The organism is Sporosarcina ureae (assembly GCF_002082015.1).
In the GTDB taxonomy this organism is placed as follows: domain Bacteria; phylum Bacillota; class Bacilli; order Bacillales_A; family Planococcaceae; genus Sporosarcina; species Sporosarcina ureae_A.
In genome coordinates, this window is record NZ_CP015109.1 from 1,851,027 (window position 1) to 1,874,210 (window position 23,184).

Below are 23,184 nucleotides of genomic sequence, written 5' to 3' on the forward strand. Positions count from 1 at the left end.
AAATGTATTATTTTACGTACTTTACAAACCATTGGTCGTCCTTTTTCTCGATATATTCCCCGATCCAACCTTCTTTCAGCAACTTTTGCTGCTCTTGGGTATTTTCCATTAGAATAAATTGCTGTTGTGAAGTCATCCGATAGGAAGGCTCGTGCAGATCTTCGAATAAAATATAGCGCAGTTTATTTCCATATTTCAATTTTAGTTCTTTGATCCGTAAACCTAGTGCAAATTTGTCTTTCAAGCTTGGAATATTAAAAGGTGCAACAGTTGTACAAATATAGCGATAGCGATCTCTCTCGACATGTTCCATCAACCATTTACCGAGTGTCGTTTGTAGTCCATGCCCTCTATAGTCTGGATCCACACCTGAAATCTCCGAGTAGAGCACACTAGACAATTCATGTGTTGGCACTTCCACATCGATTCCTAAATGCTCTTCGTCTTCCCCAGGATCCAACATAGCACGGAACGCAATCAAGTGATTATCGACAAAAGCTCCCGCCATCATCCCATTACCGCGTAGAATATACACGAACTCTGCTTCCGTTAGCGGTTGAAGGAAGTCAGGTTGCTCAAGAGCAGCAATGATCTTTTCTTGTAGAGCTAGAATTTCGGGTAGCTGATCTTCCGTTAGAAGTGAAAGTGATGCTTGCAACGTCATAATGTCACCTTTTCTTTACGCACCGTCAACTCTTCTAGCGCTTGCTCATCTACATCTATACCAAGTCCAGGCTTTTCATTAAGTTCAATAAACGGTACATCATAGTGCAAATTACCGACGTCTTTACTGAATTTCAACGGGCCGGTCAATTCTACACTTGTCATCGATTTTTGTGAGAATGCCACATGGAATCCTGCTGCAGATCCAATAGACGACTCTACCATCGATCCTACCTGACATTCGATGCCCGCCATTTCTGCCATATGTGCAAGCTTCATTGCAGGATACATCCCTCCGCATTTCATGAGCTTGATATTCACTTTATCTGCTGCACGCTTTGCGATGATTTCACGCATCTCTCGCACACCACGCAATCCCTCATCCACCATTAAAGGCGTCGCGATTTTCGATTTGATTTCTACCATTGCATCGATGTCGTCTGCTTTTACCGGTTGCTCAAGCCAATCCAGATCACAGCTTTCCAATTGTTTCATCGCTTGTAATGTCGTCGCGCTATTGACCCAGCCTTGATTGACATCCACTCGGATTGCGATTTTTTTGCCAACACGCTCACGAACAGCTTGAATTCGCTCGACATCTTCCGCTGCGTTTGTACCGACCTTCATCTTTAATGAGCCGTAGCCCGAAGCCACACGATCAGCAGCCTCTTGCGCCATACGTTCAGGTGAAGCGATACTTAACACATGCGTAATCGGAAACTTCTCATGATAACGCCCACCAAGTAAATTATAAGCAGGGATGCCATATGCCTTGCCTACTGCGTCAAAGCAAGCCATGTCTAGTGCCGCTTTCGCGGTAGGTACACCGTAAATTGCTTGATCCATCATTTCATGAATTTTCCCAAAGCGACTTGGATTTTCCCCAAGTAAAATAGGAGCGAGTGTATGACGGAGGACAGCAAATGTACCTTCCCAGCTTTCTCCTGTTACATGGTCGTCTGCTACTGCTTCACCGTACCCTACGTATCCTGTGTCTGTTGTTAGTTTTACAATAATAGAGGGCATATCATCATAGGATGCGTAGCTTATTACAAATGGTTCATGGAGCGGTAATCGAATCGCAAAAATTTCAATTTCAGTTATTTTCATTACTTTTCATCCTTTCCTATTGGCAGCTTTTCATTCGCATTGTATGATTGTCGTTAAATAGTCGCTAATGAAAAGAGGAGATCCCATTATGAAGGTTACCATTGCATTGGTCGGCTCACAAGAGTTTTGTCGGCAAGCAAAGAATATTATATTGCCCCACAATATACGCGTTGATTATTATCAATACGACAGTCCGTTCGAAGCCCCTCGTCTACTAGAGACACTGAAACCTTGTCACGCCATCTTGTTCTCTGGCTCATTGCCTTATGAAGCGTCTGCACAAGTTCTTCGGACTATTTCGATTCCGACATTCTATATCCAGCAAAATGAACATACTATCGCTGTCACTTTATTATACCTTGCTTCGGAAAAGAATATGGCAATTCACGATATTTCTATAGACATAAAAGACAGAGCACATATCGAGCAAATCTTGCAAGATCTCGGTCCTCTTTCTGCCATGCAGAAGCCCGCTATACATGAACTGCAATCCAACAGTGATTTGCAAGCCGTTATAAACTTTCATCTAGAACATTTCAGAAACGGAAAGTCTAAAATGGCAGTGACCAGTGTGCATGCTGTGTACGATCAATTACAAGCGGCAGGCATCCCGTCATTCCGGATGTTGGATCCTGCAAGCAATATTTTACGTGCGATGGAACATGCTGTCCAACAAGCAGATTTGACAAGAAGCGAAGCGACTAAAATCGCTGTAGGTGTACTGCAAGTCCATCAACCCGAGCAATTTCCACAGAACACCATCGAAATATTAGCAAACTACCTACAGGCCCAGTGGAAAGAAAAGGACAGCAATTTCTTTTTTTATACTACTATAGGAACCATCGAATTTGTCTTAGCAATGAAGAACTTCATTCAGTTTTGTGAATCCCTCCATCCGGCATCTACTTTATCTTTTGGGTCAGGGCAAACAATCGTAGAAGCTAGTGACAACGCAATGAGTGCACTGCAACTCGGTAAACAAGCAACAGACAAAGGAATTTTTATGCTAGATGAACATAAGAAGCTACACGGCCCTTTGCCAGCCACAGAACCTTCAGTTGCAATGAGGTTGGATGATCCAGACTTGCTTAAGATCAGTGAAAAGACGACATTGAGCCCAGCCGTCATTTCCAAGCTAACGCAGTTTGATCAATTCAGGCAATCTACACCATTCACCGCTAATGACCTAGCAGGATATTTAGCCGTTTCTAGAAGAACTGCTGAACGTACGATTAAAAAGCTGATGGATCAACAATTTATCGATACTGTTGGTGAAGAAATGACCTACAGCCAAGGCAGACCACGTGCATTGTACAAAATGAAGCTTGATATCGAGTAAAAGGCAAAGCCGTTACATACATCGGCTTTGCCTTTTTACATTATTCGGGCTGTGCTTCAAGTTCCAACTTCGCTTCTTGCTCATTCATCTCCACAATCTCTTCCGACGTCATTTTTTCAATAGAGAACCCTGTCAATGCATATACAATCGACAACAACGGAACTACGAAATTCAAAATTGCATATGGGCCATATTCTACAACGCTGACACCTAATGTACCGAATATGAATACCCCACACGTATTCCACGGAATGAATACAGATGTCAAAGTTCCGCCATCCTCAAGCGCACGTGATAGGTTCTTGGAGCTTAGCCCCATATCTTTATATGTTTTACTAAACATTCTGGAAGGCACTACGATCGAAACATATTGTTCAGAACATGTCGCGTTGGTCATTACACACGCACCTATCGTCGAAATAATCAAGGATGACGTAGATTTCACTACCTTCAACAATTGTTGCATAATCGCACGCAACATCCCAGAGTACTCGAGAATCCCACCAAATGTCATCGCTACAATTGTCATCGAAACGGTATACATCATACTATCGAGCCCACCGCCATTGAATAAGTTATCCACTAACTTATTACCTGTCTCAATAGCAAAACCACTCTGCAAGGCGTTAAGAGCACCTGCAAACGTACCACCTTGAATTGTTACATGTGAAATGAATCCTAAAACAATACCAATAATTAACGCGGGAACCGCAGGAATCTTTAACGCAACCATCACAATGACAGCTATCGGAACAAGTAATAACCAAGGGGAAATAATAAAGCTTTCTTGCATGACTTGCGATGTTTTCGCAATCGAAGACAATTCAGCTTCGCCCGATCCAAATTTTCTTCCTAAGAATGTGAACACGCACAATGCGATGAGTAAACCAGGTATGGTCGTAAACAACATATGCTTAATATGATCAAATAAGTCTGTCCCTGTTAATCCCGCTGCGAGGTTCGTCGTATCGGAAAGTGGTGACATCTTATCACCGAAATATGCACCTGAAATAACAGCACCTGCGACCATGCCTGCAGGAATCCCCATACTTAAGCCAATCCCCATTCCCGCCACGCCAATTGTTGCCATTGTAGACCATGAACTACCGATGGCCAAGGAGACAAGAGCGCATATTAACGCGATCGCAACAAGGAACCAAGATGGCGTAATAATTTTCAATCCATAAAATATCATCGTAGCAACAATTCCGCCACCCATCCACGAGCCAATTACTAAACCAACGAGCATAATAATAATGACGGCAGGAAGCGCTAGACGAATCCCCTTATACATCATTTCTTCAATCTCTTTCCAGGTGAAACCATGACGCCAAGCGACAAGTGCTGCAATAGAGGTACCTACTATCAATGGCATATGCGGACCTTGCTCTAGCTTTACCACAGTTATAAGCATTACTAGGATCATTAATATCAGTGGTAAGATCGCCCACCAAAAACCTATTTCCCTATTTTGTCTTCTCTCTTCCATAGTTTACCCACCCATCTTCTGATAGTCTCGAACTGTCGCTATATAGTCGTTTAATATATAGTAAACGTTATCCGAATTGTTTGTCAATATAAACTTGTAAGCGTTTACTAGAATACGTTATATTCCATGAAAAAAACAGTCGAACGATGACGACTGTCTTTTTTATACTTCTTTTATTTATCCATCGACAATACTAGCTTTCCTTTTGCGTATCTCGTCTGCGTTTTTTCAACGCTTCAAACCTTTTCAGCCGCCCCTATAACACAGTGAATTTAACGCTATCAATACTCTTCTGGCAAGCCGAAAAAACTAACTTATAGTATGAAATACGTTTATAACCTTGCATACTGGGAATACTATAAAGTACTTTCACGAATGGGAGGCGCGCTGCCATTGACAGCTAATATTCAAAAGACAGATACGATAAAATGTATAACCGAATACGATACGTTGCGCAGAGTCATTTTATGCCCGCCAGAATTCATGGCAATTGACGAAGTTATTAATGAAGTGCAAAAAAGGTATGAAGATGAAAATATTGATAGACAACGTGCGATGAGACAGCACGCAGAGTTCGAGAAAGTTTTGAAGGAAAACGGAGTGGAGGTCATCACGCTACCTACTTCTGAAAAGTATCCTGAACAAGTCTTTACACGAGATATTGGATTCACAATCGGTAATGAAGTGTTTATCGCAGACTTGGCTACAGATATACGAAAAGGAGAAGAAATCACGCTAAAAGAATGGCTGATCGCGCAAGACATTCCCTATCAGTCTGCGACGGATCAAATGGAAGGCGGAGACATTATTGTCGACCGGGATACTCTCTACATCGGCATCAGTAGCCGTACATCCGAGGAAGCGGTTAACAAGCTGGAAGAAAAGCTTCCCGATCATCAACTCAAGCGGATTCCATTTGACGGACGGTACTTGCATTTAGACTGTGTTTTCAATATCCTTTCTTCCGAAAAAGCGCTAGTCTTTCCAGCAGCGTTTGATCAGGAAACACTCCATCAACTGGCAGATTCGTACCAACTGATCGAAGTGGCGGAAGATGAACAGTTTTCGCTAGGTACTAATGTTCTCTCCATTGGTAATAATAAAGTATTCAGCCTTCCACAAAACGCACAAGTGAATGCAAACTTACGCGCAAATGGATTTGAAGTCATAGAAGTCGACTTCTCTGAAATTATTAAATCAGGCGGTTCTTTCAGATGTTGTTCGATGCCTGTAGAACGCGGATAATACAAAAGACTGAAGCTTAAATGCCACAAACAATGCGGTGTTTTACGCTTCAGTCTTTTTCTATTCAATCACATCTATATAAGTTCCATATTCATTTTCTACCTCTGGAAGTTTCAGCATAATTGATTCGGGTACGATCAAGTGAATCGTCATAGCTCTAGACACCGATCCTGAAGAATAACCATAAGCTTTTTCCCCAGTGAACTGGTTCAATATATTCGAATCATGATAAAACGTATACTGTATATTATTAAGAGGTTGTTTAGGTACAGTCATTAAATTACTTTCCCAAATCGGCAATGCAATTTCAAGCCGGTCTGTAACGTCATAATACACATCATTCTCCTCCCCGATATTCGCCATCAGTTCAGGGGTGTAGACGGTTTCTGTAATGGTATGGCTGTTGTCAGGTGTACGTTCAATTATAAGATAAGCATTTGTGAAAGAGGATATCACTAGTTCACCTTTTACTTTATGTGACTGCTTCGCCAGAACAAATTTTTCAGGAATAGGTATTCCCTCTACAATCGCAGCCGGCAAATCAAATTCCACGTCCTTCATGTTTACTTTTGGGGGATTTCGATGTTCTACCTTACGTTCCATGACTTCCGCCACGACAAGACTAAGCAGCAGCAACAGAAGATAACCAAAAATGAAATTGCGATGAAACTTTTTCTTCAATCGCGTGTGCTTCATGTTTTTCGTGAATATCACAATTAAAACTAGACCAAGCAGCAGGAACACAGGTATCAAAACCATAAAAATCATCATGGATTTCTCACCTCCAAACGGTTTGTCACAAAGAAGCTGATACCGAACAGTACGGAAACCGACACTACTACTTTCAAAATAAATAACAGAATCGATGTCTCTCCATAGTAAAAGTACAATAAGCTTTCACCTTCGCCAACTGACAAGTTGATACCGAACGTGAAATACATAAACCAGATCAATCCAAACAAGACGATAAACAACTTGCTGAATTGTATTAAGGTTCCAAGTAAATATCCAATCATCATGAGCAGCAATGTATACGCTGTCATCACTAGAATTCGGGAGAAGAAATCTAGCGGCGATGATAGTAGACCTGTCGTTTCTATAATGATATTGTCGCCGAACAGCGCGACAATTTTCATGACCGACCCGAGTAGCACTGTTGTTACACCGCCGATTAATGCCGCAGTACAAATGAAATAGAAGTTCGCGAGCTGAAAGGTTAGACGATTCGTCACGAATGAAAAAGATTCATTGCGCTGGGCAGCCGATGTCAACAGGAATCCAACAATAAGAGCCCAGAATAATGTCAATCCTACCTGTCCGTCATTCGATATGGACGTAAAGTTGAAAGTTATACCCTCTCCCCAATCGTTCATGAAAGTAGATCCAGCGCCACTTATGAAAATAGTTCCAATGATCTGCAATACAATCAGTGTCGTAAATACGGCTCCGTTGGTACTCAATTTAAATAAATACTGACGCTTTGCCAGTTCATTCACGCTCCATTGCGTTGTAAACATCGTCTACCCCTCCTGTCGTCTGGCCTGTCATTGCCAAATAGGCTTCGCTTGCAGATAGTGCCGATACGCGGATACCAGCCTGCTTCAGCTCATCCACTTCAGCCTCCGTATGCTCATTGTCAACAATCCATTCTGTCATCGGACCCGCATTCGATCGATGAACGACCCCATATCGAATCGCATAAGATTTAAGCACACTCTCTTTAGCTTGAAGTGACAGGAACTTTTCCTGCAGTTCCGTAATCGGACCACGAAAAGCAATGCTCTTGCCGTCGATCACCAGAATATCCTCCAGCAAGTCCTCCATTTCTTCCATATGGTGACTCGATAAAAGAATTGTTCGTGGATGTGCTAGATAATCTTTCAGCAGCGCCCTGTAAAAATCTCTTCGCGCTCCAGCATCCATTCCCGTAATCGGCTCATCAAACATTGTTAGTGGACAACGTGTAGCAATGCCGACCACAGCATTGAATGTACTGCGTTTGCCTTTTGACAGGACACGATGGTTTAACGTCAGCGGTAATTTGAAGTACTCGAGTAGACGCATAGCCAGTTCCTGATCCCAATTTTCATAGAAGCGATCACATTCCATTAGTAAATCACCCAGTGTTAGCGCATCCGGAAAGCCCATCATATCGTCTATGAAAATCATGTTAGCAGAAACCTTAAGGCTGTTGAAGGGACGCTCACCAAACACACGAAGCTCTCCATCTGACTCTTTTATGAATCCTGCAACCATCTTCATAAGTGTCGTTTTCCCCACACCATTACGTCCTACCAATCCCGTAATGACATTCTCACGGATTTCTAAACTTAACTGATTCAGTACTGTAATAGAACGATAGCTTTTCGTCACGTTTTTCAAAGTAATTGCTGGCATTATGACCTCTCCTTTCGCTCTGCCCGAATTAATTCAATGAGTTGTTCCTCTTGCAGGCCAAGCAATGCAGCTTCATCAAGTAGCTCCTGCACGAGACGACTTAACCTGCCGTTTTTCCGTTTCGTCAGCAGTTTCTCACGTGCTTCAACAGATACAAACGTGCCAAGGCCCCTTTTCTTGTAAATAAGTTCCGCATCAAGCAAAATCGTCAGCCCCTTCCCCGCAGTCGCAGGATTAATATTGAAAAGATCGGCCAGTTGATACTGTGAGTACACTTTATCGTCCGCTTGTAACGTACCATCAATAATTTCCGTCTCTAACCATTCTGCAATTTGTATATAAATTGGCTTTTCTCCATCCATCTCAAGCAAGAACTTCACCACCTTAAGGTTGCCCAGTACATTACTGTTGTAATGTACTATACGCATTTTTATAGTATAATGCAAATAAATAAAAATAAAAATATTGTTGGGAAACAATGAATAAAATAGTCACTTACTACTCATCCTAGGTAACTACACTGTATCTAAGGAGCGAATAAAATGAATACAGTAAAGGACTTTCCTATTCAGCAAAACAGATTATTAAATGCGGGCTTTCTATTAGCTTGCCTATGTTTATTAGATGCCGTTTTCACGGATTATGGTTTACGGCTTGGTCATATAGAAGAAGCCAATCTACTAGTAGCGTTTTTATATGAACAAAGTATTCCTTTGTTCTATGTAGTGAAACTAGGGTTACCTTTGATACTTTTGTATGTCGTGACAGTAAGTTCTTCAGGAATTGTCGTACGTATCGCTTTGACTACTGCATTATTCATTTATATCGCAGTACTGTTCATGCATATCTTTTGGTTGATCATGGTCGCAATCTAATTAGTGCTTTAATTACCTCTTCTATATCCCGTGTTTATCGTATACTAAATGTATAAGTACACGGAAAGAAGGAGTTGTTATTGAGCATTGAACCATCACTACGAACACTTTCTATTGGGATGCCGCGCATATTACAATCTGCTAATGGCAGAGAATTTTCTAGCGCTATTTGTAAACAGACTGCAAAAGAAGCATTTCTTTCTGTAGATGGTTTTCAAGGGGATGGAATTGCAGACACGAAGCACCACGGCGGTCCCGATCGAGCGGTCTGTATCTACCCAAGTGAACACTATGATTTTTGGGAAAAAGAATTCTCCTGCATGTTGCCCACTTCTACATTTGGAGAAAATCTGACAGTAGACGGGATGCTGGAGAAAGATATATGTATTGGAGATATGTTTACAGTTGGAGATTCAGTGATTCAAGTCACACAAGGTCGAGTACCTTGCAGCACCATTAGTAAGCGCACTGGGTTGCCTGGTCGGATGAAAGGAATGGTCAACACCGGATTCACAGGTTACCTATGCCGTGTTGTTAAAGAAGGAATTGTTCGTTCGGATTATCCGATTACTTTGCTTCAACAAGACCCAAACCACGTCTCCATTCTCTATGCTAATGAAGTATATTTTCAGCGCCTTAAAGATTTGGAAGGATTGAAACGAATTTTGGAGGTCGATGCACTGGCTGAAGAATGGCAACATATGCTGACGAAACGGCTAGATAAACTCAAGAATATCTAAAAAAGGAACTAACCTACGATATAAAAAATCGTCGATCAGTTCCTTTTTTTGTTTATATAAGCTGTTTCACTAATTCTCGATTTCGTTCCTTAAAGAGTTCATTATGAGAAGATACCATACCATTTTCATTTGCTTTTGGATCAATATAGATTTTGGCGCAGTTTACTGCATTCGCAGCATCTTGAAATGCGCCTGCAATTAAATGTAGTTTGCCATCGTGGCTCAGTACATCCCCTGCCGCATACATACCTTCTATGGACGTAGCACTCATGCAAGTACCCGCAATCTGTTTATGTTCCGTTAGTTCAACACCAAGTTGCTGATCACCGATTAACGAAGTATCACGCTCATAACCGTGATTAATGATCACTTCATCCACAGCTATCGTGGTAACTGTTTCTTCTTCATTGTGTTGTAGCTCCACTCTCTCAATTGAGCTATGATCTTCAGACGCAATGAAACGGGATATATTCGTATTAAAGTGACAGACCACACCACTTTCCAAAAGTTGTCGCACTTGCGCTTCATGTCCGCTTAAATTGTCTTTACGGTAGGTTAGATATATTTTCTTAGCGATTGGTTGCAGCTCATTGGCCCAGTCAATCGCTGCATTGCCACCGCCTGAAATCAGGATAGTCTTCCCTTTAAAGCGTTCCAAAGACTTTACCGTGTAGTTCAAATTCGATACTTCAAAACGTTCTGCCCCCTCCACTTCAATCTTCTGCGGATTCAAAATACCTGTACCGGTCGCCAATATAACAGTTTTGCTGTAATGAATAGTGCCAGATGAGCTATATAATGCAAAATGCTTGTCTTCTGTCCTTACGATTTTTTCAATTTTTTCATTGAGTACGACTTCTGGATCAAATGTTAATCCCTGATCCACAAGCCGTTCGATTACCTGTGCCCCTGGTGCCGGAGTGATACCGCCGATATCCCAAATCATTTTTTCCGGATAGACATGGATCTTTCCACCGAGTTGCTGTTGATACTCAATGATTTTCGTCTTCATTTCACGCAATCCACTATAAAAAGCAGCATATAACCCCGCAGGTCCACCGCCGATAATCGTTACGTCCAGTAGCTGATTTTGTTTCATTCCATCTTCTCCTTTTAAAATAATTATTGACATCGCTTGCATTTCAATTTATGATTCTCATTGTATCGATATTGATAATCATTATCAATGATTATTTAGTAGGAAAGGTTGGATTTCACGAAATGGTTCGCTTGTATACAGAAAATCTACACGTTTCATACGATGATCATCTAATTGTTAAAGGAATATCCGTTCAAGTACCTGATAAGAGAGTGACTGCCATTATCGGAGCAAACGGTTGTGGCAAATCAACCTTTCTAAAGGCCGTTACACGTTTAATTCCACATCAATCAGGAGAAGTCATATTGGATGGTGGAAACATCGTTAAGCAACGGACGAAACAGCTCGCACAAAAGATGGCTATTCTTCCTCAGACACAAGAAGCCGCCAGTGGTTTAACGGTTGGTGAATTGGTCTCCTACGGTAGATTCCCTTACCAGAATGCAATGGGGCGTTTGACGCCGCGTGATATGGATGTCATCAACTGGGCACTCGAAGTCACCAATACGACTGATTTCAAATATCGTCAAGTCGATGCATTATCCGGTGGTCAACGGCAACGCGTTTGGATTGCGATGGCACTTGCCCAGGAAACAGATATCATCTTCCTAGATGAGCCGACTACCTATTTGGATATGGCACATCAACTGGAAGTGCTAGAGCTATTACAAAGGCTTAACGAAGAACAGCAACGCACCATTGTCATGGTGCTTCATGACCTGAATCAAGCAGCACGTTTTGCCGATTTCATCATTGCGATGAAAGATGGAGAAGTTGTACGTGCGGGTATGTGCGAGGAAGTTATAAGACCGGACATACTACGGGAAGTATTTCGAATTGATGCGGAAATCGGAACGGATCCAAGAACGGGAAAACCGTTATGCATTACATATGATTTATTAAAAGGAGACGAATAACTGTTGAAGAAAATTCTATTACCTGCCCTTTTGCTTATCGTACTTGCGTTAGCAGCTTGCGGCAATAAACAGGAAGAACCTGTGGAAGAAGATACACCTGCAAAAGAACAAGGAGCAAGCAGCACAATCACTTATGAATCTGAAGAAGGTCCTGTGGAAGTTCCTGCAGATCCGCAGCGTGTTGTAGTGTTGTCAAGTTTTGCTGGTACTGTACATGAATTTGGCGTGAATTTAGTAGGAGTAGAATCTTGGTCAAAAGATAACCCAAGCTTTGATTCATTTCTGAAAGACGTAGAAGAAGTTTCAGATGAAAATATCGAAAAAATCATTGAACTGGAGCCCGATTTAATTATTGGATTGAACACCATTAAGAACATTGATAAATTAAAAGAAATTGCACCTACTGTTACGTATACTTATGGAAAAGTGGACTATTTAACACAACAAATCGAAATCGGTAAGTTATTGAATAAAGAAAAAGAAGCAACAGAATGGGTACAGGCATTTAAGGCACGTGCGAAGCAGGCAGGAGAAGATATTAAAGCCAAAATCGGAGAAGATACAACAGTTTCCGTCATCGAAGAGTTTGACAAGCAAATTTACGTCTTCGGCGATAACTGGGGTAGAGGAACTGAAATCCTATACCAGGAAATGAAATTGGCTATGCCTGAAAAGGTAAAGAAAATGACTGAGAAAGATGGATATTATGCTTTATCTGCAGAAGTCTTGCCCGAATTCGCCGGAGATTATGTCATCTTAAGTAAAAGCGATACCGGAGATAATTCATTCCTGGAAACAGAAACATACAAGAATATTCCTGCCGTCAAAAATAATCAAGTTTATCAAGTAAACACAGCGGAATTCTCTTTCAACGATGCCTATACACTGGATAACCAGCTTGATTTCTTTATTGAAAGTTTTTTAGGAACTAAGTAAGCAAACAAGATGGGGCTCTTCTTCATTGAAGAACCTCTTTTTTTATGAAAAGAAAGGAGCGGATGAACCAAATGGATAAACCCGTTGGAAAAGCTTTACCGTTTAGTTTCAAATTACTTGCCAGTACAATCCTTTTAATCAGTAGTTTCCTATTCGCCATGAAGCTTGGTGCCGCTCACACTTCATGGCAAGACGTCCTACTTTCATTCACGTCAACCCAAAAGGACAATATTTTGATCTTGAAAGAAATACGCTTTCCTCGTGAGATCGGCGCCATGTTTATAGGTGCCGCTCTGGCTGTTTCAGGGGCTATCATGCAAGGCATGACGCGAAACCCATTGGCTGACCCTGGATTGCTTGGACTGACTGCCGGGGCAAATGCCGCATTAGCTATTGCACTTGCCTTCATTCCAACTATCAACTATTTCGGTATCATGACAGCTTGCTTCATTGGATCGGCTGTTGGTGCGCTGATCGTCTTCGGTATTGCTTCCGCGAAGCGAGGCGGCTTTGCACCCATTCGACTAGTATTGGCAGGCGCAGCCGTCTCTACATTTTTATTCGCCATCGCACAGGGTGTTGGTTTATATTTTAAGATTTCAAAGGACGTGGCGATGTGGACGGCTGGCGGATTGATTGGTACCTCATGGGGACAGTTGCAGACCATTGGACCAGTTATCATCATAGGTATCTTCGTCGCACTCGTACTTTCACGCCAGTTGACATTATTGAGCTTGAATGAAGAAGTAGCGATTGGACTTGGACAAAATACATTGAAAATAAAAGTCCTATTGTTTATTGTTATTATTTTATTAGCAGGAGCTGCTGTGGCATTGGCGGGTAACTTAGCCTTTGTCGGATTAATGATTCCACATATTGTTCGTGCCATCGTCGGAACAGATTACCGATTCATTATCCCGGTATCCGCTATTTTAGGGGCAACTTTTATGTTGCTGGCGGATACAGTTGGACGAATGCTACAAGCACCATTTGAAACGCCTGTTGCAGCATTGATTGCGATCATCGGCTTACCGTTCTTTCTTTTGATCGTACGCAAGGGAGGTCGGGCATTCTCATGATGCATCCACGTATACGGAGAAAACAAAGGATTTTCGGCGTATGTTTAGTTGTTTTAATTCTCTTCCTGACTGTTCTCGCGCTTGGTTTAGGATCTGCTTCTATTGAATGGAATCGACTAGTCCCTACTTTCCTTGGCCAAGGCACTTTTAAAGAAGAGTTTGTACTGTTTTCTATTCGCCTTCCAAGAATCATCATTACGTTGCTGGCTGGTGCTGCGCTTGCCTTGTCCGGTGCTATTTTACAAGGTATCACGCGAAATGATCTTGCAGATCCGGGTATTATCGGTATTAATTCCGGCGCTGGAGTCGCTATTGCAGTATTTTTCTTGTTTGTACCGATTGAGGCTGGGGCATTCGCTTACTTATTGCCGTTAGTAGGGTTTTTTGGAGCTGTCATCACTTCCGTTTTAATATATCTATTTGCTTACAGTAGAAAAAGCGGACTCCAACCTATGCGTCTTGTACTGGTGGGTATTGGATTCTCGATGGCACTTTCAGGTGTTATGGTCGTATTGACTTCTTCTGCCAAGCAAGAGAAAGTTGATATCATTTCAAGATGGATAGCGGGCAATATTTGGGGAACGGATTGGCCCTATATTTGGGCACTCGCCCCTTGGTTGCTCGTATTGATTCCTTTCGCATTATTTAAAGCGCATCGGCTGGATATGCTCGGTTTAAATGAAGCCGTAGCGACGGGTATCGGCGTGTCAATCGAACGAGAGCGTGTCCTATTATTACTGACCGCCGTAGCTCTAGCCGCTTCCGCTGTATCGGTCACAGGTGGTATCGCGTTCATCGGCTTGATGGCGCCTCATATCGCCAAATCCCTAATTGGTCCACGCCATCGCATGAATTTACCTATTGCGATCTTGCTCGGTAGTTTTCTTCTATTGATAGCAGATACAATCGGTCGAAACATTCTAGAACCAAGTGGGATTCCTGCAGGTATTATCGTTTCATTGATCGGCGCACCATACTTTTGCTATTTACTAATTAAGAAATAAAACTGCCAGAACTACCCGCTTTGGGTGTTCTGGCAGTTTTCATACAAAGCATTATTTATTTTTAAAATCCGGTGAAACCGTAAACGAGGCTTCTGTTTTATCTTTTACTTCATCTACTGTAATCCCAGCAGAAGTTTCAACGAGCACCATGCCGTCCTCCGTGAAATCAAATACAGCTAGGTCCGTGATGAGTCGATCTACAACGCCAAGACCCGTTAACGGTAACGAACACGTTTTCTTCACTTTCGATTCACCGTGTTTATTGACATGATCCATGATCACAATGACACGTTTTGCACCGACAACTAAGTCCATTGCGCCGCCCATTCCTTTCACGACTTTTCCTGGGATCATCCAGTTAGCCAAATCTCCACTCTCCGAAACTTCCATACCGCCAAGAATGGCTAAGTCGATGTGTCCACCGCGAATCATCGCAAATGATTCCGCACTATCAAAGAAAGAAGAACCAGGGACTGTCGTAATGGTTTCTTTCCCAGCATTGATCAGATCAGCATCCTCTTGCCCTTCTATTGGGTAAGGACCAATACCAAGCAAGCCGTTCTCCGACTGCAATAAAACCGTCATCCCATCTGGAATTTCATTAGCGACAAGTGTTGGCATACCAATACCGAGATTGACATTCATACCATCTTGAATTTCTTCTACCGCACGCTTTACAATTGTATTCCGTGTTTCTGTCATGTTCATCTCTCCTTTTTACGCTTTTCTCACTGTTAAGCGCTCAATACGTTTTTCATAATCCGTGCCAAGTACTACTCGCTGTACATAAACGCCCGGTGTATCAATTTCTTCTGGAGCTAGCTCGCCAGCTTCAACGATTTCTTCTACTTCTGCAATCGTTATTTTGCCCGCCATTGCAGCAAGTGGATTAAAGTTCATCGCAGTCTTGCGATAGACTAAGTTTCCAAGTGTATCCGCTTTCCAAGCTTTCACAAGCGCAAAATCTCCGACGATCCCTTCTTCTAGCAGATACGTCTTACCGTTAAACTCTTTCGTTTCTTTACCTTCTGCAATGGGTGTGCCGACACCTGTCGCTGTGTAGAATCCGGGAATTCCTGCACCGCCTGCTCTAATTCTCTCTGCAAGCGTTCCTTGCGGACTCAATTCTACTTCTAGCTCTCCGTTAAGAAACTGTTTTTCGAACGTCTTGTTCTCTCCAACATAAGATGCAATCATCTTTTTAATTTGTTTATTACCTAGCAGCTTTCCAAGACCTGCATCATCTACCCCACAGTTGTTGCTGGCTACTGTTAAATCCTTCACACCACTATCTCGTAACGCTTCAATGGATTTCTCTGGAATACCGCATAGTCCGAAGCCACCTACAATTAACGTAGCACCGTCTTCAATATCTGAAACCGCTTCCACAAAAGAATTCATTATTTTACTCATACTGTAACCTCCTCTGACTCTTTATTAATAGTGTACAGATTTCTGACTTATATGTAAAATGAATATAGTGAATGAATTTTATTCTCAATCAGAATAAATAAAAGGAGTGGGTGATCATGGATCTTAAAGACTTTCATGCTTTTATAGAAGTAGCCAATCATTTAAGTTTTACGAAGGCGGCTGAACATTCCTATATATCACAGCCCTCATTGAGTAAATCAGTGAAGAAACTTGAAGAAGAACTGAATGTCGTACTTTTCAACCGTTCAACACGCAGCCTTCGATTGACGGATGCAGGTGACATTGTGTATGAGCAAGGACAACAAATCCTTCAGTTACTCGGTGAGCTTCCTGTCTTACTTGAAGATCTTGCCGAAGGGGTATCGGGAGAAATTAAAATCGGAATGCCTCCTTTGATCGGAACCTTGTTTTTTCCACAGATCGCTAAAAACCTATCAAGGCATTATCCCCATATAAAAATTGAGTTGCATGAACTCGGTGCCAAAGTTATTGAAGAGCTTGTAGATAAGGGCCAGATTGACGCTGGCATTATTGTGCTACCGACAAATCAAGATATTTTCCAAGTACATCCTTTCATTTCGGATAAATTCTATTTATTCGTCCACACAGATCATCCATTTTCAAAACGAGATGCAGTCGCATTATCTGAATTAAAGGATGAACAACTCATCCTATTCTCTAAGAGCTTTGCGTTACATCGCTATATTATAGGCGCCTGTAAAGAGGCCGGGTTTAATCCGACTATATCGTATGAAAGCTCACAGTGGGATTTAATCATTGAACTGGTGGCGGCAAAGTTAGGTATTACGCTTCTTCCTCAATCCATATCGACGAAATTTACTAATGAAAATATTAAAATGATTCCACTCGAAGGTCCACCTTTACTGTGGAAACTCGGCATTGTCACTAAGAAGAACAGTTATCATTCTTTTGCCTTGAAGAATTTCATGCTGATGTTTTGAAACCAACTACTATAAAGGTGCCCGTATTGCATGAACCAGATGTGAATTATAAGTAGACGAAAACCCCAACCATAATGGTTGAGGTTTTTGTTTCACGTGGAACAGTATGGTTTGTTTAGAACATTTTCGTAGTCCACGTTTCACCATTCCAAATGGTAGATACTACGTCTTCATAAAAGTCAGGCTCATGTGAAATGAGTAAGATACTTCCTTTATATTCCTTCAAAGCACGTTTCAGCTCTTCTTTCGCATCATAATCCAAGTGGTTTGTAGGCTCATCCAATACTAGTAAATTTGTTTCGCTATTTACCAGTTTACAAAGACGTACCTTTGCCCGCTCTCCCCCACTTAATACTTTTACTTTACTTTCAATATGTTTTGTTGTTAATCCAACACGAGCTAAAGCCGCACGTACTTCATATTGCGCAAAGTGTGGGAACTCACTCCAAATCTCTTCCAAGCACGTATTGTCTGTGTCTGTTTTCATTTCCTGTTCGAAGTAACCAATTGATAGATGCTCACCTTGTTCCACTTTCCCTGAAAGAGCCTTTATTTCCCCGAGAATACTTTTTAACAGTGTCGTTTTACCGATACCGTTTGCTCCTGCAAGTGCAATTTTCTGTCCACGTTCCATAGATAGATTTAAAGGCTTCGATAGCGGTTCATCGTAACCAATCACTAGATCTGTCGTTTCAAATAAGTATTTCCCCGGTGTTCTAGCCGTTTTGAAATCAAAATGTGGCTTTGGTTTCTCTGAATCTAACTCTATAACGTCCATCTTGTCCAGCTTCTTCTGTCGTGACATCGCCATTCGACTCGTTGCTGCATTTGCTTTATTGCGCGCTACAAAATCTTTCAGGTGAGAAATTTCTTTCTGTTGCTTTTTATAAGCAGCTTCGACTTGTTGTAGCCTCATTTCACGCACACGTAAAAACTCGTCATAGTCGCCAGGATAACGATTGACTTGTTGATTTTCCATATGATAAATCAAGTTAATGACACTGTTCAAGAATGGAATGTCATGCGAAATCAAAATGAATGCCCCTGGATACTCTTGTAAATACGTACGCAACCATTCAATATGCTCAACATCCAAGTAGTTCGTCGGCTCATCAAGCAATAAGATATCGGGCTTTTCGAGCAGCAACTTAGCCAGTAATACTTTTGTACGTTGACCACCACTCAAGTCATTCACGTCAGTATCCAAACCAAATTCATCGAGTCCAAGACCATTTGCAACTTCTTCTACCTTTGCATCAATCATATAAAAATCACTCTGCTCTAAAGATTCTTGAATTTGACCGGTTTCTTCAAGCAAACCTTCCAGTTCATCGGGCTCCACTTCACCCATCTTGGCAAAGAGGCTGTTCATCTCCGTTTCCATATCGTATAAGTATTGAAACGCAGTGCGCAATACATTACGGATAGACATCCCCTGCTTCAAAGCCGCATGCTGATCTAAGTATCCGACTCGAACACGCTTTGACCACGTAACAGTTCCTGCATCCGGCTCTAGCTTATGCGTAATGATATTCATAAATGTGGACTTACCTTCTCCATTCGCACCTACTAATCCTATATGTTCACCTGCTAATAAACGAAATGATACATCTTCAAAAATTACACGGTCACCAAACCCGTGGCTAATATTTTTTACTGTTAATAAACTCATGTTGTACACCTATTCCTTTTCCATTGTCTCAATCAAACTTATCTACGTTATTTTAACATCCTATACTTATAATTACTTAAGAAAAGAGAAAACAATATGTACTGCCGGCAATCAAAAGTAATTTCCATTACCTATAAAGTATCTCGTTTATTGAAAGTTGTATGATATTTTGCGTACTTTGGAACATGCTCCGTGTGAAACAGGCTTTCTCGCTTACGCATTCCTTTATAAATGAAAAAAAAGGAACATGTAGCCAAAGCCACATGTTCCTACTGTTTATTTCATTTTATATAACTCTTCATTCATTGATTTGAACAACGCATACATCATCAGTAAAATGACGAATGAGAATGGCAAGGCCGCTATGATAATTGTGTTCTGCAAGGCAAGAAGTCCACCAGCAGAAAGCAAAATCAATGCAATTGTTGAAACAATGATACCCCAAACCACTTTTACGGAGTTCGGCGGCGTCAATGAACCATACGTTGATTGCATGCCCAACACGTAAGTCGCTGAGTCGGCTGACGTGATGAAGAACGATGTTACTAGAAGAATCGCGAACAGTGATAGAACTAATGATAATGGCATTGCGTGGAACATCTCAAACGCCACTACTTCAATATTCAAAGAAGCTAAATCTGCTATTCCGTTATTCTGCATTTCGATTGCTGTAGTACCAAATGTTGAGAACCATAAGAACCCAAAGAATGAAGGTACAAGCAAGACGCCTGCCATAAACTCACGGATTGTACGTCCTTTAGATACTCGTGCAATGAACATACTGACGAATGGTGACCAAGAGATCCACCAAGCCCAATAAAATATAGTCCATCCATCTAACCATCCACGATTTTCACCATTGAGCGGAGCTGTCCCCATACTCATATCGATGAGGTTTGTAAAGTAACCACCAACTGAATCCGTGAACATATTAAAGATCAATAAGGTAGGTCCAAGAATAAGGATCAATCCTAAGAGGGCTACTGCTAATATCAAGTTAATATTGGACAGATAGCGAATTCCTCTACTCAATCCAGACCAGGCTGATCCAATAAATAGTACCGTTACAACCGTCACGATAATAATTTGTGATTGGATACCTATCGTAAAGCCAAACAAGTAATCCAAGCCTGCGTTAATTTGAACTGCACCCAAACCTAGTGAAGTCGCCACGCCGAAAGCGGTCGCGAATACAGCGAGTACGTCAATTACTGTCCCTAAAGGACCTTTTACTTTTGCTCCGAAGATTGGTTTCAATGTTGTGGAGATTAGGCCTGGTTCGCCTTTTCTAAACTGGAAGTACGCCAATGCCAAAGCAACCATTCCATACAAAGCCCAGATATGAAGACCATAATGTAGAAATGTTTTCCGCATAGACTCTTTAAAAGCTGCAGGTGTTAGCGGATCCTCTGTCGCTGGTACTGCGTAATGAGATAATGGTTCTGCGGCACCGTAGAAAACGAGTCCAATCCCCATCCCCGCCGAGAATAGCATCGCAATCCACGTAATCGTAGAAAATTGCGGACGATCTGTATCTTTCCCTAAACGGATTTTACCGTATGGGCTGAATATCATAAAAATACTGAGCAACAATAGCGCTGTCATAATTAACATATAGTACCAACCAAATGTTGATGCTACAAAGGCTTTACCGGCTGAAGTGATTTCCTCGAAATGCACTGGATTGATGACTCCATATCCTACCGCAATTATAATTAAGACAATGGTAATATAAAAAACCTTTGATATTTTCTTCATAGTTCCCCCTTTTGAGATGAATTACACAAGCAGGTTTACACTATACTGTAAAATATTCTAGAAATCAAATGAATACAAACAATTTATTTGATTTAATTAGAACGTAATATAGCCTAGACCCTATTGTAGTAAGCTTTCTTCTACATCCTATATTATCTCATTTTATTTTTACCACTATATTTTACTAGTAGAATTCATCTGTCGTATTACTCGAAATTTATATAATTCAAGAAAAAACTGGGTGGATTTCATAGGCTTTTACATATTCAGCGATCCCAATAGGCGGCGTGTGCGCTAACCAAAGCCGTCATACATCGCGGAGAGTTTTTTGAAATTTTTTATTGTTAAACGTTTCATAAAGATTCTCCTTCTATTTAATGGTTCGAACTATTATATTATTATTTTCAAGTAACAGTTTTGAAAAGTCAATTAATTATCGAAGAATATTCACCATCATTGCTGTATACTAGTCAATATGTTTTACTTTTAAGATCATCTACTTCATAAAAAGGGAGGTAATTCATCATGTCTGATCCACTAAACTATATAGAACTTCATAAAAAGGAAATCCTACAGACCTACCAAGACTTACATGCTATTGCCGAACCCAGTTGGCAAGAACAGCAGACATCAAGTTATTTGCAGGATCAGCTTTCATCCGCCGGGTTTACTATCACTACCTACAATGGGCATCATGGTTTCATCGCAGAAATTGCTGGTCGTACGAAAGGCGTCATTGCGTTGCGTGCGGATATGGATGCACTAGTACAGGAAGTTGACGGGGAAGTAGTCGCTAACCACTCGTGTGGCCATGACGCACACAGTACAATGGCGTTATATACCGCACTGGCTTTAAAGAATAGCGCAAGCGATTTGCAGCATACAATTCGATTCATTTTTCAGCCTGCTGAGGAGCTAGCTGAAGGCGCATTACAAATGATGAAAGAAGGTGTGCTCGAAGATGTTCTTTTTCTAGGCGGTCTACACGTACGCCCGCATACGGAGGTGCCATTCGGTAAGTCTGCCCCAGCGATTTTACATGGCTCGTCTACTACTATTACGGGTACCATTACGGGTACGCCTGCACATGCAGCGAGACCTGAAGAAGGTAATAACCCAATCGAAGCAACGAGTTCTCTAATCCAGTCATTGCGTCAGATTCGCTTGCCGGGTAATAAAAAGTTCTCCATTAAGATGACAGAGCTACATAGTGGTGAAACAAGTAATTCCATCCCTGCCAGCGCTCGATTCACGCTAGATGTTCGCGCTGAAATGAATGAGACAATGGATGCGTTGCTAGCAAAAGCCCGCCATATTATACAGCATACTGCTGCATTGACAGAGACGGAAATTGTGTATGATGAAGAAGGCTATTCACCTGCCGCCACAGAAAATGCCACAGCAATCCGACTAGCCCAACAAGCGATTGGTTCTATATTAGGAGAAGAAAACGTGGAAGGACCATGTATTTCCCAAGGGGCAGAAGATTTTCATTTTTACACGTGGAAAACGCCTACTATTCCTGCCACGATGATTGGATTAGGTTGTGATTTGAAACCAGGCTTGCATCACCCACAAATGGCGTTCAACACCGACGCATTGATTTACGGTGCACAAATTCTGACGCAACTAGTACTGAATGCGGACCGAGAATTATGAAAACAACCATCTATCAAGACCACGACAATATTCTAATGGGTATGACCATGAAAGATTGCAGCGAACCCGAGTGCCACAATACTGCTTTGCATGCATGTGTTTCAGCAGTTGACGTGATGAGCAATCGACGCCAACTGGCAAATTTTTTGCAATGTAATGTAGAAGACTTTGTATTTGCTAATCAAACACATAGCGCAAACTTTCATAAAGTAACGGCACGAGATAGAGGCAAGGGTGCATTGCGACAAAATACAGCCATTCCTAACACGGATGCGTTATATACATTTGAACCAAATATTGTGCTGTGTAGTTTAACGGCTGATTGCGTTCCTGTATTGTTTTACAACCAGGATCGTACATTGATTGGAGCTATTCATTCCGGTTGGCAAGGCACAGTGAAGGAAATCACACTTAAGCTGTTTCACCACCTTCAGCAATACGAGCACTGTGACCTGAGTCATATCTATGTCCAAATCGGCGCAGCACTCAGTCAAGAAAAGTTCGAAGTCGACGAAGATGTCTATACAAAGTTTTATCTCCTAGGCTATGCAGATGAATTCATTTCTTATAACGCAGTAACACGAAAATATCATATTGATAACCAACAGACCGTGATGAAGCAATGCACAATAGCTGGAGTACCCGAAGCAAATATTACAATTGACCGTACGTGTACCTTCCTAAGTCCAGACGGCTTTTCCTATCGTCAAGATAAACAAGCCGGTCGTCATGTAAGCTTTATCAGGAGGTCTATCTAAAAAACGCAGTGGGGAGCTCTTCACTGCGTCTTTCATTTCAATTCAAGT

23 protein-coding genes are annotated in these 23,184 nt (G+C 41.6%); 11 read left to right on the top strand and 12 right to left on the bottom strand.

The features are described 5' to 3' along the window. Window positions 1-7: 7 nt before the first annotated feature. Both SporoP17a_RS09200 and SporoP17a_RS09205 read right to left on the bottom strand, forming a co-directional pair. A complete protein-coding gene (locus tag SporoP17a_RS09200) occupies window positions 8-664 on the bottom strand; it encodes a GNAT family protein (RefSeq protein WP_083034380.1) in 657 nt (218 codons plus the stop codon). Then, window positions 661-1,773: a mandelate racemase/muconate lactonizing enzyme family protein gene (locus SporoP17a_RS09205; protein WP_083034381.1), complete on the bottom strand. Its 1,113-nt coding sequence runs from the start codon at window positions 1,771-1,773 to the stop codon at window positions 661-663. The genes SporoP17a_RS09200 and SporoP17a_RS09205 overlap by 4 nt, the downstream gene beginning before the upstream one ends. A gap of 88 nt (window positions 1,774-1,861) precedes the next feature. Between SporoP17a_RS09205 and SporoP17a_RS09210 the strand changes: the two genes are divergently transcribed. After that, window positions 1,862-3,112, top strand: a complete 1,251-nt coding sequence (locus tag SporoP17a_RS09210; protein ID WP_083034382.1) for an HTH domain-containing protein — start codon at window positions 1,862-1,864, stop codon at window positions 3,110-3,112. Window positions 3,113-3,152: 40 nt separating this feature from the next. Here the strand turns inward: SporoP17a_RS09210 and nhaC are convergent, their stop codons facing one another. After that, window positions 3,153-4,601 carry a Na+/H+ antiporter NhaC gene (gene nhaC, locus SporoP17a_RS09215; protein ID WP_083034383.1) on the bottom strand — a complete coding sequence of 483 codons (1,449 nt, stop codon included), beginning with the start codon at window positions 4,599-4,601 and terminating at the stop codon, window positions 3,153-3,155. Window positions 4,602-4,976: 375 nt separating this feature from the next. Here nhaC and SporoP17a_RS09220 point away from each other — a divergent pair, with 375 nt between their 5' ends. Beyond that, window positions 4,977-5,846: a dimethylarginine dimethylaminohydrolase family protein gene (locus tag SporoP17a_RS09220; RefSeq protein WP_083034384.1), complete on the top strand. Its 870-nt coding sequence runs from the start codon at window positions 4,977-4,979 to the stop codon at window positions 5,844-5,846. A gap of 60 nt (window positions 5,847-5,906) precedes the next feature. Here the strand turns inward: SporoP17a_RS09220 and SporoP17a_RS09225 are convergent, their stop codons facing one another. The 4 genes from SporoP17a_RS09225 to SporoP17a_RS09240 are packed head-to-tail and all read right to left on the bottom strand — an operon-like array spanning window position 5,907 to window position 8,605. Beyond that, the gene (locus SporoP17a_RS09225; protein ID WP_083034385.1) at window positions 5,907-6,617 is read right to left on the bottom strand and encodes a hypothetical protein; all 711 of its coding nucleotides are present in this window, start codon (window positions 6,615-6,617) and stop codon (window positions 5,907-5,909) included. Next, on the bottom strand, window positions 6,614-7,363 hold the full coding sequence (locus SporoP17a_RS09230; protein WP_083034386.1) for a hypothetical protein: 750 nt from the start codon (window positions 7,361-7,363) through the stop codon (window positions 6,614-6,616). Before SporoP17a_RS09230 ends, SporoP17a_RS09225 begins: the two co-directional genes overlap by 4 nt. Further along, window positions 7,335-8,243 carry an ATP-binding cassette domain-containing protein gene (locus SporoP17a_RS09235; protein ID WP_237262303.1) on the bottom strand — a complete coding sequence of 303 codons (909 nt, stop codon included), beginning with the start codon at window positions 8,241-8,243 and terminating at the stop codon, window positions 7,335-7,337. Before SporoP17a_RS09235 ends, SporoP17a_RS09230 begins: the two co-directional genes overlap by 29 nt. Beyond that, window positions 8,243-8,605: a GntR family transcriptional regulator gene (locus tag SporoP17a_RS09240; RefSeq protein ID WP_143561060.1), complete on the bottom strand. Its 363-nt coding sequence runs from the start codon at window positions 8,603-8,605 to the stop codon at window positions 8,243-8,245. The genes SporoP17a_RS09235 and SporoP17a_RS09240 overlap by 1 nt, the downstream gene beginning before the upstream one ends. Window positions 8,606-8,785: 180 nt before the next feature. On the opposite strand from SporoP17a_RS09240, the gene SporoP17a_RS09245 reads away from it, so the two are divergent. Further along, on the top strand, window positions 8,786-9,118 hold the full coding sequence (locus SporoP17a_RS09245) for a DUF5658 family protein (protein WP_083034388.1): 333 nt from the start codon (window positions 8,786-8,788) through the stop codon (window positions 9,116-9,118). A gap of 80 nt (window positions 9,119-9,198) precedes the next feature. Beyond that, window positions 9,199-9,858 carry an MOSC domain-containing protein gene (locus tag SporoP17a_RS09250; RefSeq protein ID WP_083034389.1) on the top strand — a complete coding sequence of 220 codons (660 nt, stop codon included), beginning with the start codon at window positions 9,199-9,201 and terminating at the stop codon, window positions 9,856-9,858. A 52-nt stretch (window positions 9,859-9,910) separates the two neighbouring features. Here SporoP17a_RS09250 and SporoP17a_RS09255 read toward each other — a convergent pair whose 3' ends face one another. Next, on the bottom strand, window positions 9,911-10,957 hold the full coding sequence (locus SporoP17a_RS09255) for an NAD(P)/FAD-dependent oxidoreductase (RefSeq protein ID WP_083034390.1): 1,047 nt from the start codon (window positions 10,955-10,957) through the stop codon (window positions 9,911-9,913). A 122-nt stretch (window positions 10,958-11,079) separates the two neighbouring features. Between SporoP17a_RS09255 and SporoP17a_RS09260 the strand changes: the two genes are divergently transcribed. From SporoP17a_RS09260 to SporoP17a_RS09275, 4 genes are all read left to right on the top strand, one after another. After that, the gene (locus SporoP17a_RS09260; RefSeq protein WP_083034391.1) at window positions 11,080-11,874 is read left to right on the top strand and encodes an ABC transporter ATP-binding protein; all 795 of its coding nucleotides are present in this window, start codon (window positions 11,080-11,082) and stop codon (window positions 11,872-11,874) included. Window positions 11,875-11,877: 3 nt separating this feature from the next. Continuing rightward, window positions 11,878-12,810 (top strand): iron-hydroxamate ABC transporter substrate-binding protein, encoded by a 933-nt coding sequence (locus SporoP17a_RS09265; RefSeq protein ID WP_083034392.1) that lies wholly within the window; start codon window positions 11,878-11,880, stop codon window positions 12,808-12,810. A gap of 71 nt (window positions 12,811-12,881) precedes the next feature. After that, window positions 12,882-13,889 carry a FecCD family ABC transporter permease gene (locus SporoP17a_RS09270; protein WP_083034393.1) on the top strand — a complete coding sequence of 336 codons (1,008 nt, stop codon included), beginning with the start codon at window positions 12,882-12,884 and terminating at the stop codon, window positions 13,887-13,889. After that, window positions 13,886-14,893 (top strand): FecCD family ABC transporter permease, encoded by a 1,008-nt coding sequence (locus SporoP17a_RS09275; protein WP_083034394.1) that lies wholly within the window; start codon window positions 13,886-13,888, stop codon window positions 14,891-14,893. Before SporoP17a_RS09270 ends, SporoP17a_RS09275 begins: the two co-directional genes overlap by 4 nt. A 51-nt stretch (window positions 14,894-14,944) precedes the next feature. Here the strand turns inward: SporoP17a_RS09275 and SporoP17a_RS09280 are convergent, their stop codons facing one another. After that, complete coding sequence (locus SporoP17a_RS09280) at window positions 14,945-15,595, bottom strand: 3-oxoacid CoA-transferase subunit B (RefSeq protein WP_083034395.1); 651 nt, start codon at window positions 15,593-15,595, stop codon at window positions 14,945-14,947. 15 nt (window positions 15,596-15,610) lie between these two features. After that, a complete protein-coding gene (locus SporoP17a_RS09285; protein WP_083034396.1) occupies window positions 15,611-16,306 on the bottom strand; it encodes a CoA transferase subunit A in 696 nt (231 codons plus the stop codon). A gap of 116 nt (window positions 16,307-16,422) precedes the next feature. On the opposite strand from SporoP17a_RS09285, the gene SporoP17a_RS09290 reads away from it, so the two are divergent. Continuing rightward, complete coding sequence (locus SporoP17a_RS09290; protein WP_083034397.1) at window positions 16,423-17,289, top strand: LysR family transcriptional regulator; 867 nt, start codon at window positions 16,423-16,425, stop codon at window positions 17,287-17,289. Between the two features lie 115 nt (window positions 17,290-17,404). On the opposite strand, the gene SporoP17a_RS09295 is transcribed toward SporoP17a_RS09290, so the two are convergent. Together SporoP17a_RS09295 and SporoP17a_RS09300 are read right to left on the bottom strand one after the other, a co-directional pair. Then, entirely contained in the window at window positions 17,405-18,961 is a 1,557-nt protein-coding gene (locus tag SporoP17a_RS09295) for an ABC-F family ATP-binding cassette domain-containing protein (RefSeq protein ID WP_083034398.1), read from the bottom strand. Window positions 18,962-19,237: 276 nt separating this feature from the next. After that, a complete protein-coding gene (locus SporoP17a_RS09300) occupies window positions 19,238-20,719 on the bottom strand; it encodes a BCCT family transporter (RefSeq protein ID WP_083034399.1) in 1,482 nt (493 codons plus the stop codon). Between the two features lie 525 nt (window positions 20,720-21,244). Between SporoP17a_RS09300 and SporoP17a_RS09305 the strand changes: the two genes are divergently transcribed. Next, on the top strand, window positions 21,245-22,378 hold the full coding sequence (locus SporoP17a_RS09305) for an amidohydrolase (RefSeq protein ID WP_083034400.1): 1,134 nt from the start codon (window positions 21,245-21,247) through the stop codon (window positions 22,376-22,378). Further along, window positions 22,375-23,136: a peptidoglycan editing factor PgeF gene (gene pgeF, locus SporoP17a_RS09310; protein WP_083034401.1), complete on the top strand. Its 762-nt coding sequence runs from the start codon at window positions 22,375-22,377 to the stop codon at window positions 23,134-23,136. The genes SporoP17a_RS09305 and pgeF overlap by 4 nt, the downstream gene beginning before the upstream one ends. Window positions 23,137-23,184 lie beyond the last annotated feature (48 nt).